Below are 15423 nucleotides of genomic sequence, written 5' to 3'. Positions count from 1 at the left end.
CGACGCCTGGCACATCCCGAAACCCACCACGGCCTGGCGACCCCGCCCGAACAAGCACGGCCGCATCACCGACGCCGCACACGCCACCTGGCACGACCTCCAGCACCGACACCACCCGCCACCCGACCCCCACGACGACGAACCACCCTTCTGAGCCCGGCACGATGCCGTGGTGGAGTGAACCCGTGCTCGTCACCACCACCTATCTCCAGCAGACGGCGCGCGACCAGCTACGGCCCGCCGTCGAGCCGGACGAGCCGCTGGTCGTCGTGCGGTCCGAGGAGCCGTCGCCCGAGTTCACCCGCTTCCTCTACACCGCGGTCGGCGGGCCCTGGCACTGGACCGACAAGCTCGGCTTCACGTGGAACGACTGGCACGACCACGTCACGAGAGCGGGGTTCGAGACGTGGGTCGCGTATCACCGCGGCACCCCGGCCGGCTACGCCGAGCTGATGGGGCGGCAGACGGAGGCGGGCACGGAGGTCGAGATCGAGTCGTTCGGGCTCCTCCCGCACGCCATCGGCCGACGCTTCGGCGGTCACCTGCTCACCCGGGCCCTGACGGAGGCGTGGCGGCTGGACCATCGGTGGCCCGACCACCCGCCGGTGACGCGCGTCTGGCTGCACACCTGCACGCTCGACGGACCCCACGCCCGCCGGAACTACGAGGCCCGCGGGCTGACCGCCTACGACAGCAGGACCCACGAGCAGGACGCCACCGCCCCGCCGGGACCGTGGCCGGGCGCTCAGACCGACACGGCGGCCAGGCTCCGCGACCACACGTAGCCGTCCGGCCGGATGACGACGACCGTCCCGTCCTCGGCGCCGTAGGCCTCTCGCAGCGTTCCGTCCGCCGCCACCTCGTCGGCGTCCAGCACCTGCACCGACCCGCCCGACAGATCGGCTGGCGCGCCGCCACCGCACCCCCGAACGCCAGCACCGTCCAGGCCGCGTCCCGCCGCTGCTGGAACAGCGTCGAGCCGCCGCGCAACGGGGCGTCCGGTGCGCGGTCCCCCGCGGCCGGACCGACCCCGTCGTCCGGAACGGTCCGGTAGGTGATCGCGGCGGCGGCCGAGGTCAGCCGCAGCACCTTCTTCCGCTACTTCCCGACGAAGGAGGACGTCGTCCTCCTCGACGACGTCGACCCCGTGATGGACCGGGTGATGCACGAGTTGCCGGCGGGGACGCCGTTGCTGGAGGCGGTGCGGACCGTGGTCCGGGACGCCTTCGGCTCGCTCGACGACGAGGCCCGGGCGCTGGAGGAGGTCCGGATGGACCTGGCGCGGTCGGTGCCGGAGATCGCCGCGATCCTGCGCGAGCGGAACTCGTTCGGCGTGGAGCAGGTGGCGGCGATGGTGGCGCGGGGCGTCGGCCGTGACCCCGACGACCCGGACGTCCTGCTCTTCGCGGGCGTCGTCATCGGCACGCGGCTGGCCGCCGTGGCCCGCGTGCACGCCGGGGGGCCGCGCAGCTACACCGAGGAGCTGGACGTACTGCTGGCGCGACTCGCCGGCGGCATCCCGCTCGCCGACGCGCCTATCGTCACTCCCGGTCGCCCAGCACGATCTCCGGCATGAACCCGTGCTGGTAGAGCCGCTTCTCGCGGATCAGCGGCGAGAAGATCGCGGCCATGAACATCGCCGAGAACCACACGAAGCACGGCAGCGCCACGCGCAGCCAGCCCGGTCCCGGCAGCAGGGCGAGCAGTGCGACCGGGACGCACTGCACCGTGGTCCGCGCGAGCTGGCGCAGGAACCAGGTGCGCACCGTCAGGTCGTGCAGCACCCAGTCCCCGTACACCACCGGCAGGCGCGCCCCGAACGCGTAGGCGAGCCACCGCAGCACGCCCGGTCTACGCACGCAGCCCCAGCGCCCGGGCCGTGAGCCGCGCGAGGTGCGTCGGCTCGTGCCCGCCGTTGTCCAGCTGCCGGATCTGCGTGCGGCAGGAGTAGCCGTCGGCGAGGACGGTCGTGTCGGAGGAGGCCGCCCGGATCTTCGGCATCAGGCCGCGCTCCGCGCACGCCGTCGAGACCTCGTAGTGCCCGTCCTCGAACCCGAAGTTGCCGGCCAGGCCGCAGCAGCCCTCGTCGAGCACGTCCGCCTGCACCCCGAGCGCCGCCATGACGGCCCGGTCCGCGTCGGTGCCCAGCTCGGCGTACTGGTGGCAGTGGATCTGGACGACGGCCTTCCGCTCGGCCCCGTCGGTCAGCTCCGCCAGCTCCTCGGTGTGGTCGGCGAGCACCTCGGAGAACGTGCGGATCGACCGGGACGCCACCTGCGCCAGGTCGTGGTCGCGGCCCAGCACCTTGAGCGAGTCGCTGCGCAGCGCCGCGGTGCACGAGGGCTCCAGGCCCACGATCGGCACCCCGTCCTCGAGCCACGGCCGGATCCGCTCCAGCGACCGCTCGATGACCCGCCGCGCGACCGACACCTGCCCCGTGGTCACCCACGTCAGCCCGCAGCACACCGTGGACTGCGGCAGCTCCACCTGGTAGCCGAGCGCCTCCAGCACGCGGATCGCGTCGATCGCGAGCTCGGGGTCGAACGCCGGGGTGAAGGAGTCCGTCCAGAGCAGGATGCGGTTCCCGACGTCGGGTCGGGGCGCGTAGCGCTTCCGGTCCAGGAGGCGGTTCAGCGGCTTGGGCGCGAACGGCGGGATCGAGCGCTGCGGCGCGATGCCGCCGGCCTTCTTCGCGATCGACGCCAGGGCGGGCCGCTTCGCGAGCGCGTTCGCCATCCGGGGGGCACCCGGGATCTTCGACGTGATCGCGAGCCACGCCGGCAGCCAGCCCATCGACCAGTGCGAGCGCGGCCGGTCCTTCGCGCGCCCGGCGTAGTGCTGGGCGAGGAACTCGGTCTTGTAGGTCGCCATGTCGACGCCGACCGGGCAGTCGCGCGAGCAGCCCTTGCAGCTCAGGCACAGGTCCAGGGCGTCGTTGACCTCTTCCGAGCGCCAGCCGTCGGGCACCGTCTGGCCGGAGGCCATCTCGAACAGCAGGCGCGCCCGGCCGCGGGTGGAGTGCTTCTCCTCGCCGGTGACGCGGTAGCTCGGGCACATCACGCCGCCGCTCGCGGTGATGCACTTGGCGACACCGATGCAGCGCCGCGTGGCCGAGGCGAAGCCGGTCTCCGGGTCGCCGTCGTGGATGAAGTCGAGCTGCGTGCGCGTGGGGATCGTCGGCTGCCCGATGAACACCCGGATGTCGTCGTCGATGCGCGGCGGGTCGACGACGCGGTGCGGGTTCATCCGGCCGTCCGGATCCCACGCCGCCTTGAAGTCGGCGAACGCCTCCATCATCGGCGGCGAGTACATCCGGGAGAGCAGCTCCGCGCGGGCCTGCCCGTCCCCGTGCTCGCCGGACAGCGACCCGCCGTGCGCAACGGCGAGGTCGGCCGCGTCCTCGAGGAACCCGCGGAAGTTCTTGAGCCCCGGCGCCGTGAGCAGGTCGAAGTCGATGCGGACGTGCACACAGCCATCGCCGAAGTGCCCGTAGTAGGCGCCGGTGCGGCCGTGCTTCGAGAGCAGCGCGTCGAACTCGCGAAGGTAGGAGCCGAACTTCGCCGGCTGGACCGCGGCGTCCTCCCAGCCCGGCCACGCCTCGACGCCGCCGGGACCTCGCGTGACGATGCCGGACCCGTCCTCGCGGATCTTCCACAGCGCGCGCATGGCCTTCGGCTCGCTGACGACCTTCGCGTCCACCGTCGCGAACGCCATCTCCTTCGCGATCGCCGCGGCCTTCTCGTGGGCCTCCTCGCGGGTCTCGCCGCCGGTCTCGACGTAGAGCCAGCCCTTGCCGCGCGGGAGCCCCTCGTGGGTGCGGTCGTCGGGTCGGGCGGCGCGCAGGGCCCCGATGACGCCGACGTCCATGCCCTCGATCGTCAGGGGTGCGTGGTCGCGGATCGGGACGACGTGGTCGGCCGCGGCATAGGCGTCCTCGAAGCCCAGCACCGCGAGCGCCCGGACGGGGGGCGAGGCGACCATGTCGACGGTCGCCTCGAGGATCGTCACGCAGGTGCCCTCGGTCCCGACCAGCGCCTTCGCCAGGTCGAACCCGTGCTCGGGCAGGAGCTGGTCGACGTTGTAGCCGCTCACCCGACGCGTGAGGTCGGGGGTGTCGCTGCGCACCAGGTCGGCCGTGCGGTCACGGAGGGCCTTGAGGTCGCGGTACACGCGGCCCTCGGCGCCGGGCCGCCGCGCCGCGGCGTCGATCGCGGCGTCGTCCATCGGGCCGCCGACCTGCATGCGGGTGCCGTCGGCGAGCAGGACGTCCAGGGCGCGGACGTTGTCGACGGTCTTGCCCCAGGCCACCGAGTGCGAGCCGCACGCGTTGTTGCCGATCATCCCGCCGAGCGTGCAGCGGTTGTGCGTCGACGGGTCCGGCCCGAACGTGAGGCCGTGCGGGCGCCCGGCGTCGCGCAGGTCGTCCAGCACCGTCCCCGGCTGCACCCGCGCCGTTCCCGACGACGGGTCCACCTCCAGCACCCGGCGCATGTGCCGGGAGAAGTCCACGACGACCGCCTCGTTGACCGACTGCCCGCAGATGCTGGTGCGCGCACCGAGCGGCAGCAGCGGCACCCCGTGGCGGCGGGTGACCTCGACCGCCCGCTCCACGTCGTCGCCGTCGACGGGCTGGACGACCCCGAGCGGAACGTGCCGGTAGTTCGACGAGTCGGCCGACCACATCGCCCGGGTCGCGGTGTCGAAGCGGACCGACCCGCGGACGGCTCCGGCGAGCTCCTGGGCCAGCAGGGAGTGCTCCGCGTCTGCTCCGGGACGGATCGGTGCGGTGGTCATGACTCCATCATCGGGGTCGCTCAGGGGCCGTGCAGGGTCGCCGTCGTCACGGTCTCGGCCACGAGGCGTCCGCCACTGACCACGAACCGTCGCGGGGCACGGTCGAGCAGCGCGGTGTGGTGGTCCGCGCCCGGGGCGTCCAGGACGACGAGGTCGGCCCGGCTCCCGGGGGTCAGGTCGTGGCCGCCGACGCCCAGCATCGCGGCCGCGCCCGCCGTGGCGCGGTCGAGCAGCCGGTCGAGGCCCTCGGCGGTGCCGAAGGGCTGGGTGTGCGCGGCGAGCAGGGTCACGTCGAGCAGGTCCGCGGTGCCGAACGGCGTGAAGGCGTTGCGGACGTTGTTGCTGCTCAGGGCGGTGGCGACCCCGGCGTCGAGCAGCTCGGCGACCGGTGCCGCGCGACCCTGGAGGTAGAGGTCCGTCGGCGGCAGGACGACGAGCCCGACGCCGGCCTCCGCGAGCCGCGCCGCGACCCGCCGTCGGGAGTCCGGGGTGAGGCCGGCCATCGTCGTGACGTGGCCCAGCGTCGTGCGGCCGCCCCACCCGCGCTCGGCGGCGACGTCCGCGACGAACCCGGCGAGGTCCTGGCGCGGGTCGCCCGGACCGGCGGCGAAGTCGGCGTGCACGTCGACGTCCACGTCGAAGCGCTCGGCGAGGTCGAACACCTGCCGCACGTGCTCGCGGCAGGCCTCGACGTCGGCCTCGGCGTAACTGCAGCCGCCGATCACGTCGGCGCCGCGGCGCAGCGCCTCGACGAGCAGGTCGTGCGTCCCGGGGCGGGCGGCGATGCCCTCCTGCGGGAACGCGACGACCTGCAGCTCGACCACGCCGGCCCAGCGCTGCTTGACGTCGAGCAGGGCGTCGATGCCCGTGAGGCCGACGGTGGGGTCGACGTCGACCGGGGTGCGGACCAGCGTCGTCCCGTGGCGGATCGCCCGACGCAGGACGTCGTCGGCGCGCGCGACGACGTCGTCGTGGGTGAAGTGCTCCTTCATCGCGGCCGTCTCCCGCACCGCGCCCTCCAGCGTGCCGTCTCCGCCACCGAGCAGCGCCTTGTCCAGGTGCAGGTGCGGCTCGACGAGACCGGGGAGCACGGGGCGGCCGCCGCCGTCGATCGTCGTGACGCCGGGTGCGGTCAGGTCGGGCCCGACCTCCGCGATGCGGCCGTCCTCGACGCGGACCTCGACGGGCGTCCCGTGTCCGCGGGGGAGGACGTCCGTCAGGAGGAGATCAGCCATGAGACGTCGGTACCCGGTGTCAGCTCGAGCGGCTCCTCGCCCTGCCGGAACAGGCGGGCGCTGTTCCCGTCGAGGGTCAGGTGCTCGCCGCTCCGGTGCAGCCAGGCGCCCTCGCGCAGCCCGACGACTTGCACGTCGTCCACCTCGTGGAACTCCCGGATCCGCTCCTCCCGGGTCTCGCCCTGATGGGTGCTCGCCGGGTCCGGGTCGAGGTAGTGCGGGTTGACCTGGAACGGCACGCGGGCCAGGGCGTCGAGGCCGCCGGGGTCGACGATCGGCATGTCGTTGGTCGTCCGCACGGTCGGGCACGCGAGGTTCGTGCCGGCCGAGCTGCCGGTGTAGCGGCACGCGTCGTTCGCCCGCAGCGCCTCCAGGACGCCGAGCCGGCGGACGTCGTGGAGGAGCCGGAACGTGTTCCCGCCGCCGACGAACACCGCATCGGCCGCAGCCGCCGTCGCCGCCGGGTCGGGTTCGCGGTGCAGCGGCCGGAGGTCGACGCCGAGGGCGTCGCGCACCCAGGAGAAATAGGCGTCGTGGTCGGCCTGCGCGTACGGCAGGAACCACGCCGTGCGGTCCCCGAGGTGCCGGGCCAGCACCTCGCGGGCGTGCGCGAACGGCTCCGCGCCGCCGGGCGGGCGGGAGTTGGACAGCAGCAGGACGTCGCCGGGCACGGCGCCGAGCTTCCCAGCCGGTGAGCGAGCCCTCGCGGCGGCCGGGGCGCCGACACGACGTCCGGCCCGAGTGCGACAGGGCGCAGGTTCGGGGACCGTCGCGCCTGCCTGGTGTCGCATTCGCGTTATGGGTCGGAGATGGAGGCCCGCCGAACAGCCAAGATCCCGTTCCAGGGAGCGGAGAGGGGCGGGGACCGATCGGTCCGCGCTGCTGAAGAGGATCTTGCCGCCCGACGGTGCTCGGCCCGCCGACCGGACGCGCCCTCCGCCCACGAACGAGCACCCTCCGGCGGCGCGCCGCCGCCCGGCACCGACCTGCCGTCAGGACCCTGCCACGGGCGTGCGCGGCGGCACGGGAGGGACGGGCAGCGTGACCGTCCGGAGGGCCCCCGGTGCGTCCGCCGGCACGACCGGCCGCACCGGAGCCACGGGTTCCAGCCGCTCGTACGCGGCGCCCAGCGGCGGGCGCGGGTCGGTCTCGCCCTTGTTCGGCCAGAACGCCATGGCCCGCTCCGCCTGGGCGGTGATGGTGAGCGACGGGTTCACCCCGAGGTTCGCCGAGAGCGCCGAGCCGTCCACCACGTGCAGGCCCGCGTGGCCGTAGAGCCGCTGGTAGGCGTCGATCACCCCGGTCTCGGAGGACGCCCCGATCGCGCAGCCGCCGATGAAGTGGGCGGTCATCGGCATGTTCACGGCCTCGCCCCAGGTCCCGCCCGGGTCGCCGTCGATGAGCTCGGCCATCCGTCGGGTGGTGGCGTTCGCGGCCGGGATCCACGTCGGGTTCGGCGTCCCGTGCCCCTGCCGCGACACGAGCCGGCCGAACCGCCGGCGCACGGTGATCGAGTTGTCCAGCGACTGCATCACCAGCGCGATGACGGTGCGCTCCGACCAACGGCGCTTGTCGAAGGACCGTGCGAAACGCGCGGGGTGGCGCACCGCCTGCCCGAGAATCTTCAGACCCCGCGGGACCCGGCCCCCGCCGTCCGTCATCAACGTCGTGAGCAGGCCCATCGCATTCGACCCGTAGCCGTAGCGGCACGGCTCGATGTGGGTGTCCGCGTCCGGGTGCCACGACGAGGTGATCGCGACGCCCTGGGTGAAGTCCCGCGGGCCGCCCCGCTCCGACGCCCGCCGGGACATCGCGCCGACCAGCGCCTCGGAGTTGGTGCGCGTCAGGTGCCCGAGCCGCGACGACAGGCGCGGCAGCACCCCGGTGTCGCGGAGCCGGTGCAGCAGTGACTGCGTGCCCCACGTGCCGGCGGAGAAGATCACCTGGTCGGCCGTGAAGACGGTCCGGTCCCGACGACGGCGCCGGGTCGGGCGGGTCACGACCTCCCAGCCCGAGCCGGCCGGGCGCACCGACAGCACCGTCGTCTCCGGGTGCACCTGGGCGCCCGCGCGCTCGGCGAGCCCGAGGTAGTTGCGGTCGAGGGTGTTCTTCGCGTCGTGCCGGCAGCCGGTCATGCACTCGCCGCACTCCAGGCAGCCGGTGCGGTCGGGCCCGGCGCCGCCGAAGAACGGGTCGGGCACCGTCACCCCGGGACCCTCGCCGAAGTAGACGCCGACCTGGGTCGGGGTCACCGTGTCCTCGCGGCCCCACTCCCGCGCGACCTGGCGCATCACCTCGTCCGACGGCGTCACGCTGGGCTGGGTGACGACGCCGAGCATCCGCTGCGCCTGGTCGTAGAACGGGTCGAGTTCCGCGCGCCAGTCGGTGATCGACGACCACTGCGGGTCGCGGTAGAACGCCTCCGACGACGGCTGGTAGAGCGTGTTCGCGTAGTTCAGCGACCCGCCGCCCACGCCCGCGCCGGCGAGCACGACCACGTCGCGCAGCACGTGGATGCGCTGGATCCCGTAGCACCCCAGGCGCGGCGCCCACAGGAAGTTCCGGACGTCCCACGAGGTCGAGGGCAGCGTCTCCGGGGTGAACCGGCGGCCCGCCTCGAGCACCCCGACGCGGTAGCCCTTCTCGGTCAGGCGCAGGGCCGAGACGCTGCCGCCGAAGCCGGAGCCGATGACCAGGACGTCGTAGTGCTCGTGGTGGTGGCGCACCAGCGCACGTTAACGCCCGGGTAGCTGTGACGGAAGGTCACAGGTACAAGCTGTCCGCCACACCTACCGGGCGCCGGCGGGGGCGTCGATCCCCAGCCAGCGCGCGGTCTCGGCGTCCACCAGCTCGCGCAGCACCGGGGCGTTGCCCGGTGCCACCGGCGCCCCGTCCTTGAACTGCCGACCCTTGGTCCCGACGTAGGGCGCGCTCGGCTTCCAGCCGGGGTGCGCCATGATCGTCTCGGCGGCGACGCGGTCCTCCTCCGGGATGACCCCGAGGATGCCGTCCGCGTACCAGTCGACCTCGTTGTTCTCGCCGGTGCGCGAGTACGGGTTGCTCTCGAAGATCACGACGGCGGCCACGCGGCCGCGCCCGGTCCACTCGTGCACCCAGCCGACCGTGCCGGGGCCGACGCGCTTGTCCCGCGAGTGCGACACCGCGAGCTGCCACGAGACGCGGGTCCCGGTGCGGTCGCCGTCGGAGTCGAACCGGGCCTTCGGCGAGCGGATCCACGCGGGGTCGCCCTCGGACTCCGGCGCGGGGGTCCACGCGAGCATCACGTCCGACAGGACCTCGAAGCGGTCGGAACGACTGGCCACGGACGGCCTCCCGGGGGTCGACGATGAGGGTTCCTCCCCGGGAGCGTCCGCCCGCGGGTCAGGGGACCAGCATGACCTTCCCGACCGCGCCGTTCTCCACCGCCTCCTGAGCTGCGACGACGTCGTCCAGCCCGAAGGACGTGACCTGCAGCGGAGAGAGCGCTCCGGCCGCGACCGCGCCCCGCACCCAGGCGATGTCGGCGGCCATCGCGGCGGCGGGGATGTTGTACAGGAGCACGAACTGGACGGCCGTGTTCGTCACCATGAAGCGGCGGACCGGGAGCACCGGGTCGTTCGGCTCGTTCGCGTAGACCGCGATGGTCGTGTTGTCGCTGACGGCGAGGTCGAGCTCGGTGTTCGCGCCCAGGGCGACCTCGACGATGCGGTCGACCCGCTCGGCGAAGCCGCGCAGGCGCTCGACCGCGTCGTCCTCCCGGTAGTTCACGACGAGGTCCGCCCCGGCCGCGCGGGCGAGCCCGCCCTTCTCCTCGGAGCTGACGGTGGCGACGACCCGGGCGCCCGCGTGCTTGGCCAGCTCGATGGCGTAGTGCCCGACGGCGCCGGCGCCGCCCGCGACCAGGACGGTCGCGCCGTCGAGCGCCGACGGGTCGCCGCCCAGGCAGTGCGCGGCGGTGACCGCCGGGACACCCAGGCACGCGCCGAGGTCGTCGGACGCGTCGTCGGGCAGCGGGACGGTGCGCTCGGCCGGCAGCACGCTGTACTCGGCCGCGGAGCCGTAGCGGTTGCCGAAGGCCGACAGGTAGGTCCACACCCGCGTGCCGACCTCGCGGTCGGTGACGCCCTCGCCGACGGCGTCGACCACGCCCGCGCCGTCCTGGTGCGGGATCTGGAAGTCCTCGGGGTCGCGGCCGGTGAGCCCCGCCCGCGTCTTCCAGTCGGTGGGGTTGATCGCGGAGCGGGTGACGCGGACCCGGACCTGGCCGGGCCCGGGCTCGGGGACCTCGACGTCCTCGATCGCGAGGACGTCCGCGGCGGGTCCGGTCTTCCGGTAGACGGCTGCCTTCATGCCGTCCGAGTTCCCCGCCCGACGCGTGGTCAGACCGTCTCGGACTCGGCGTGCTCCCGGCTCCGCGCGAACGCGGCGTCGACGACGACGGTGGCCCGGTAGCCCGCGAGCAGGATCAGGTGCAGCAGGAAGAGCCACAGGGCGAGGGCGGTCACGGCGCCCACGATCGGCAGCCCGCCGAAGGGCGCCGACCACTCGATCGGGATGGCCAGGAACAACACGAAGCCCTGCAGGAAGCCCGCGATCACGGATCCGGTGCCGAAGCCGCCGATCAGCACCGCCCGCGTGCCCAGGTGCCCGGGCGCGACGAACCGGAACAGCGCGACCAGCGCCAGGGACACCGTCAGGAACACCACGTGGAAGGCGATCACGATCCCCCACACCAGCGACCACCCGCCGTCGGCGTAGAGCGGCCCGACCAGCGGCGACGCGGTGAGCACGACGAGGACCAGGAACGGGGCCACGAGCGCGACGCCGAGCAGCCCCAGGCGTCCGCGCCAGCCGGTGAGGGTGTCGGTGACGTCGGCGAACTGCCGGAACGCGCGCCGCAGGCCCTCGCCGTAGAGGCTGGCGGGGAACAGCACGACCAGCGCCTGCACCCAGGACATCCCCAGCGCGATCGACGTCAGCGTCCGCAGCGCCTGCGGCGTGCCGTGCCCGCCCGGGAGCCCGCCGATCGCGGCCTCCATCGACCGCGTCACGGCCTCGCCGCCGACGAGGTGCCCCACCGCCCACAGCGAGGCCAGGGCGAGCGGGACGAGCCCGACGATGCCGAAGTACGTGGCGCCGGCGGCCCAGAGCGCGACGTCGCTGACCGGGAAGGTCCGCCCGACCTCGCTCGCGAGCTGCCGGGCCCGGTCCCGACGGGTCGTCATCGCGGCTCCCGGTGGCAGGCTGGGGTCGTGGACCGGGGGGCGGACGACGAGGGCTGGTCCGCCCTGCACGGCGGCATCGAGCCGTCGCGGCTGGTGCGCGGTTGGCTCGGTCTGGTGCGCGCCCTCGTGCGACCGGTGCGCGGCGTGCCGCCCGACGTGCTCTCGGTGGCCGGCGTCGCCGTCCTCGCCCTCGCGCTGTTCGCGACGACGGCGGGTGCGGGCTGGCCCGCGCTCGCGGGCGTGCTCGTCGTGCTCGGCGGGGTGCTCGACGGCCTCGACGGTGCGGTGGCGCTCGCGACCGGGCGGGCCCGTCCGCTGGGGGCGGTCGTCGACGCGGTGTGCGACCGGCTGGGCGATCTCCTGCTGGTCGCCGTGCTCGCCGTGCTCGGGGGGCCGTTGTGGATGGCGGCCGCCGCCGCGGCGGTGACGCTGCTGCACGAGTACGCACGGGCGCGGGCCCAGGGCGTGGGGATGCCCAGGGCGGGTGCGGTGACGGTGGCCGAGCGGCCGACGCGGATCATCCTCGTCGCCCTCCCGTCGTTCGGGGCCGCGGTCCTGCCGGGCGGGGTGCCGGGTCCGGGGTGGAGCTGGGGGACGACGTTCCTGGTGGCGTGGCTCCTGCTGGCCGCGGTCGGGCTGGTGCAGCTGGCCGTGGGGGTGCGGCGGACGATCCCGCGGGCGTTCCCGCCGGACCGATGAGCCCCGCGACGATCTCGGCCGACATCAGCACCAGCGGGATGCCGCCGCCCGGGTGCGCCGAACCCCCGACCAGGTGGAGCCCGGGCACGGGAGCGGCGTTCGCGGGTCGGCGCAGCGCGGCGCGCGGGCCGTGCGAGGCGGTGCCGTAGATCGCGCCGCCGGGGGACAGCGTCGCGCGCTCCAGGTCGGCGGGGGTGCGGATCTCGACGAACCGGAGACGGTCGCGCACGTCGACGCCGCGGGCGGCCAGCGTGTCGAGCACGTGCTCGGCGTAGCGGTCCGCGAGCCCCGGGGCGTTCCAGTCCACGCCCCGACCGGGATGGTGGACCGGTGCGTTGACCAGCACGAACCAGCCCTCGGAGGCGTCGTCGGGCCGCAGGGCCGGGTCGTCCGGGGCGTGCACGTAGATCGTGGGGTCGTCGACCGGGCGCGGGTGCGGGCCGAAGACCGCGTCGAACTCGGCGGTGTAGTCGGCCGGGAAGAACACGCGGTGCGCGGCGCCCGGTGCGCGGCCGTCCAGGCCCAGCAGCAGGACGAAGCCCGCGCTGGACGGGGCGGTCCGGCGCAGCCGCCGGCGGACCCGGCCCGCGGCGGCGCGCGGGAGGAGGTGTCCGTACAGCTCGGCGGCGTCCGCGTTGGCGACGACCGCGTCGGCGCGCACCTCGCGGTCGTCGAGCCGGACCCCGACCGCGCGCCCGCCCTCCACGAGCACGGCGTGCACCGGGGACGACAGGTGCACGGCGACACCGAGCGCGCGGCACCGGTCGAGCAGGACGTCGACGATGCGGCGCAGGCCGCCGGGCACGTACCAGGCGCCGAACTCCTGCTCGACGAACGACGTCACCGAGAGCACCGCGGGCGTGCGCCGCGGGTCGGAGCCCGAGTAGGTGGCGTAGCGCTCCAGCCAGGTGCGTTGCCGCGGGTCGGGCAGCAGCCGCCGGGCGAGCCCGCGCACGGTGCGCCACGGCGCCACCGCGGCCAGGCCGGAGGGGCTCGCGCTCATCCGCGCGAGGGCCCGCAGCGTGAGCGGTCGGCGCAGCACGTCCTCGCCGACGAGCTCCCACAGGTGCCGCGAGCGGGCGTGCAACCGCGCCCACGCGGCGCCGGTCCCCCCGCCGAGGGCCGCCTCGAACGCCGCCGGGATCTCCGCCGGGTCGTGCGGCAGCGCGAGGCGGGTGCCGTCCGCGAAGCGGTACTCGCAGGCGGGGTCGACGGGCTCGACCGGCAGGTCGGCCGGCCCACCCGTCGTCGCGAACAGGTCGGCGAGCAGCCCCGGCAGGGTGAGCAGGGACGGGCCGGTGTCGAAGGTGAAGCCCTCGCGTTCGACGACGCCGAGCTTCCCGCCGGCGGTGTCCGCCTGCTCGTGCACCTCGACGTCGTGCCCGGCGGCGGCGAGCCGTGCGGCCGTCGCCAGGCCCCCGAGGCCCGCGCCGACGACCACCACCCTCATCGGGCGCCCCGTCGCTGCGCTCGCCCGGTCACAGCCGGCGACCCTTCCAGGTCAGGGTGCCCCGCACCCGACCGACCCACGACGAGGCGAGCAGCGCCACCGTGGTGAGCACGGAGACCGGGTGCGCGACGGTGTCCCAACGCGTCGTGGCGCAGAACCGCGACGCGAGCAGCCGGCCCGTCACGGCGGCGCCGTACCCGACCAGGCCGGTGCGGGACCCCGCGAGTGCGGCCGCCGGGGGGACGACGTAGACCAGCAGGAGCGCGGCCGCGACCGCCGCCGACCCGACCGGCGACCCGAACGCCGCCCACAGCGACTTGCGGTACCCGGCGTGCAGGTCCCGGCCGGTGTCGTACATCCGGCAGACGGCCAGCCCGGACCCGTCCGCGACGCCCGTGCGGCCGCCGGAGCGGCGGACCGCCCGGGCCAGCGCGATGTCGTCGAGGACCGCGCCCCGCACCGCGGCCCACCCACCCGCGCGCGCCAGCGCCGCGGCCCCGACGACCAGGAACTGCCCGTTGGCGGCGACCATGGACGGTCGGTGGCTGCGCTCGGCCGCGCGCAGCGGCAGCGTCGTGAGCCACGACCACGCCAGCAGCGGCTGGACCAGGCGCCCGAGCAGGCCCGACACGGCCTGTCGGGGCCACGGCGAGACCAGGTCCAAGGGTGCGGGGGCGCGCAGCACGGCCACCGCCGCCGCGACCGCGTGCGGGGCGAGCACGACGTCGGCGTCGACGAACACCAGGATCTCCCCGCGCGCGGCCGCGGCCAGCTGGGCGCAGGCGTGCGGCTTGCCGAGCCCGCCCGGCGGCGGCGGCCGGCCGGGCAGGACCCGCAGCCGGGGGTCGCCGTCCGCGGTCGCCGCGACGACGTCCGCGGTGCCGTCGGTGGAGCCGTCGTCGAGCACCAGGACCTCGAGGTCGGCCACGCCGCGCTGGGCGAGCAGGGACCGGACGGTGGGCCCGATCCGGGCGGCCTCGTCCCGGGCCGGCACCAGGACCGAGACGGGGACGCCGACCGGCTCGGGCGCGGCGGGCGGGCGGCGCAGCAGCGTCAGGTTGACCAGCTGGTGGACGGTGCCGGCGAGCGCGAGGAGGGAGCCGGAGATCACCAGGAAGTGCCTGGGTGAGGACGGACGCGCGGCGGGCACCCCGGCACCGTAGGCACGCCCGATCGACACCGCAGAGCGGTCGCGAGGTCCGACGTGGTGTGATCGAGCGTGGAGGCGCCGGAGATGCTGACGAGGACCGCGCCCCGGGTGACGACGCCCGGGCGGCTCACCCTCACCTGGGTCCTGGTGGGTGCGGCGGTGCTGGTGCAGATCGTCTACCCGCTGGTGCCGGACGCGTGGGACACCGCGGTGACGGTCATCAGCGTGGTCGTGTTCTTCCTCGCCTCGCTGGCCGACGTCGTGCGGGTGCACGGCGTGCGCGGCGGGGTGGCGCTGGTCGTCGTCGCGGGGGGCGGCGGCCTGGTCGCGGAGGCGGTCGGGCTCGCCACCGGGGTGCCGTTCGGGTCCTACGCCTACACCGGGACGCTCGGGGCGGAGGTGCTCGGCGTGCCGCTGGTCGTCCCGCTCGCGTGGGCGATGATGGCCTGGCCGGCGCTCGTCGTCGGACGGGCGCTCGCGGTGCGCGTCGTCCCCCCGGTCGTCGTCGGTGCGCTCGCCCTGGCCGCCTGGGACCTGTTCCTCGACCCGCAGATGGTCGCCGCCGGGCACTGGGTCTGGAGCGACCCGTCCCCGGCCCTGCCGCTCGTGCCGGACGTGCCGCTGACGAACTACGCCGGGTGGGTCCTGGTGTCGGTGCTCGTCGTGGGCGCCCTGCACCTGGCCCTGGGGCCGCGCCGCGGTCCGGTGTCGTCGCCGGCGAGCGCGCTCTACCTGTGGGTCTACGCCTCGTCCGTGCTCGCCCACCTGGCGTTCTTCGGGCTCCCCGGGTCCGCGGTGGTCGGCGGCCTCGGGATGGGCCTGGTGGCGGTGCCCGTCGCGGTCGCGACGTGGCGGCGCCGGGCCGGTTAA

14 protein-coding genes and 1 pseudogene are annotated in these 15423 nt (G+C 75.0%); 4 read left to right on the top strand and 11 right to left on the bottom strand.

Features of this window, described 5'->3' with window-relative positions; translation table 11 throughout:
* The first annotated feature begins 185 nt into the window (after positions 1-185).
* Positions 186-785 (top strand): GNAT family N-acetyltransferase, encoded by a 600-nt coding sequence (locus tag WCD74_RS29690; protein ID WP_337698543.1) that lies wholly within the window; start codon positions 186-188, stop codon positions 783-785.
* On the opposite strand, the gene WCD74_RS29685 is transcribed toward WCD74_RS29690, so the two are convergent.
* Positions 746-877, bottom strand: a complete 132-nt coding sequence (locus WCD74_RS29685) for a hypothetical protein (protein ID WP_337698542.1) — start codon at positions 875-877, stop codon at positions 746-748. The genes WCD74_RS29690 and WCD74_RS29685 overlap by 40 nt on opposite strands.
* Before the next feature lie 177 nt (positions 878-1054).
* Between WCD74_RS29685 and WCD74_RS29680 the strand changes: the two genes are divergently transcribed.
* Complete coding sequence (locus tag WCD74_RS29680) at positions 1055-1576, top strand: acyl-CoA-like ligand-binding transcription factor (RefSeq protein WP_337698541.1); 522 nt, start codon at positions 1055-1057, stop codon at positions 1574-1576.
* Here WCD74_RS29680 and WCD74_RS29675 read toward each other — a convergent pair.
* The 8 genes from WCD74_RS29675 to WCD74_RS29640 all read right to left on the bottom strand — a co-directional run bounded on the left by WCD74_RS29675 (position 1542) and on the right by WCD74_RS29640 (position 11254).
* Positions 1542-1859, bottom strand: a complete 318-nt coding sequence (locus WCD74_RS29675) for a DUF5313 family protein (RefSeq protein WP_337698540.1) — start codon at positions 1857-1859, stop codon at positions 1542-1544. The genes WCD74_RS29680 and WCD74_RS29675 overlap by 35 nt on opposite strands.
* On the bottom strand, positions 1852-4794 hold the full coding sequence (locus WCD74_RS29670; protein WP_337698539.1) for an FAD-binding and (Fe-S)-binding domain-containing protein: 2943 nt from the start codon (positions 4792-4794) through the stop codon (positions 1852-1854). Before WCD74_RS29670 ends, WCD74_RS29675 begins: the two co-directional genes overlap by 8 nt.
* A 20-nt stretch (positions 4795-4814) precedes the next feature.
* Positions 4815-6029, bottom strand: coding sequence for an amidohydrolase family protein (locus WCD74_RS29665; protein ID WP_337698538.1), 1215 nt, complete (start codon positions 6027-6029; stop codon positions 4815-4817).
* A complete protein-coding gene (gene pepE, locus WCD74_RS29660) occupies positions 6011-6700 on the bottom strand; it encodes a dipeptidase PepE (RefSeq protein ID WP_337698537.1) in 690 nt (229 codons plus the stop codon). The genes WCD74_RS29665 and pepE overlap by 19 nt, the downstream gene beginning before the upstream one ends.
* Before the next feature lie 321 nt (positions 6701-7021).
* A complete protein-coding gene (locus WCD74_RS29655) occupies positions 7022-8758 on the bottom strand; it encodes a GMC oxidoreductase (protein WP_337698544.1) in 1737 nt (578 codons plus the stop codon).
* 60 nt (positions 8759-8818) lie between these two features.
* Positions 8819-9352 (bottom strand): hypothetical protein, encoded by a 534-nt coding sequence (locus WCD74_RS29650; RefSeq protein ID WP_337698536.1) that lies wholly within the window; start codon positions 9350-9352, stop codon positions 8819-8821.
* A gap of 58 nt (positions 9353-9410) precedes the next feature.
* Positions 9411-10379: an NADPH:quinone reductase gene (locus WCD74_RS29645; RefSeq protein WP_337698535.1), complete on the bottom strand. Its 969-nt coding sequence runs from the start codon at positions 10377-10379 to the stop codon at positions 9411-9413.
* Between the two features lie 29 nt (positions 10380-10408).
* Entirely contained in the window at positions 10409-11254 is an 846-nt protein-coding gene (locus WCD74_RS29640; protein ID WP_337698534.1) for a YihY/virulence factor BrkB family protein, read from the bottom strand.
* A gap of 27 nt (positions 11255-11281) precedes the next feature.
* Between WCD74_RS29640 and WCD74_RS29635 the strand changes: the two are divergent.
* A pseudogene (locus tag WCD74_RS29635) lies at positions 11282-11743 on the top strand (CDP-alcohol phosphatidyltransferase family protein); the annotation flags it as partial.
* Positions 11744-11771: 28 nt separating this feature from the next.
* Here WCD74_RS29635 and WCD74_RS29630 read toward each other — a convergent pair.
* Positions 11772-13403 (bottom strand): phytoene desaturase family protein, encoded by a 1632-nt coding sequence (locus WCD74_RS29630; protein WP_337698533.1) that lies wholly within the window; start codon positions 13401-13403, stop codon positions 11772-11774.
* A gap of 28 nt (positions 13404-13431) precedes the next feature.
* Positions 13432-14553: a glycosyltransferase family 2 protein gene (locus WCD74_RS29625; RefSeq protein WP_337698532.1), complete on the bottom strand. Its 1122-nt coding sequence runs from the start codon at positions 14551-14553 to the stop codon at positions 13432-13434.
* Positions 14554-14637: 84 nt separating this feature from the next.
* Between WCD74_RS29625 and WCD74_RS29620 the strand changes: the two genes are divergently transcribed.
* Positions 14638-15423, top strand: a complete 786-nt coding sequence (locus tag WCD74_RS29620; protein WP_337698531.1) for a carotenoid biosynthesis protein — start codon at positions 14638-14640, stop codon at positions 15421-15423.

Source organism: Actinomycetospora aurantiaca (genome assembly GCF_037401875.1).
Classification (GTDB): domain Bacteria; phylum Actinomycetota; class Actinomycetes; order Mycobacteriales; family Pseudonocardiaceae; genus Actinomycetospora; species Actinomycetospora aurantiaca.
This window is presented reverse-complemented; position numbering and strand designations above follow the sequence as displayed.

Excerpts from the sequence above, each read along its gene's own strand:
- WCD74_RS29665 (WP_337698538.1), bottom strand. The coding sequence starts at position 6,029 with ATGGCTGATCTCCTCCTGACGGACGTCCTCCCCCGCGGACACGGGACG.
- WCD74_RS29670 (WP_337698539.1), bottom strand. The coding sequence starts at position 4,794 with ATGACCACCGCACCGATCCGTCCCGGAGCAGACGCGGAGCACTCCCTG.
- WCD74_RS29645 (WP_337698535.1), bottom strand. The coding sequence starts at position 10,379 with ATGAAGGCAGCCGTCTACCGGAAGACCGGACCCGCCGCGGACGTCCTC.
- WCD74_RS29640 (WP_337698534.1), bottom strand. The coding sequence starts at position 11,254 with ATGACGACCCGTCGGGACCGGGCCCGGCAGCTCGCGAGCGAGGTCGGG.
- WCD74_RS29620 (WP_337698531.1), top strand. The coding sequence starts at position 14,638 with ATGCTGACGAGGACCGCGCCCCGGGTGACGACGCCCGGGCGGCTCACC.
- WCD74_RS29630 (WP_337698533.1), bottom strand. The coding sequence starts at position 13,403 with ATGAGGGTGGTGGTCGTCGGCGCGGGCCTCGGGGGCCTGGCGACGGCC.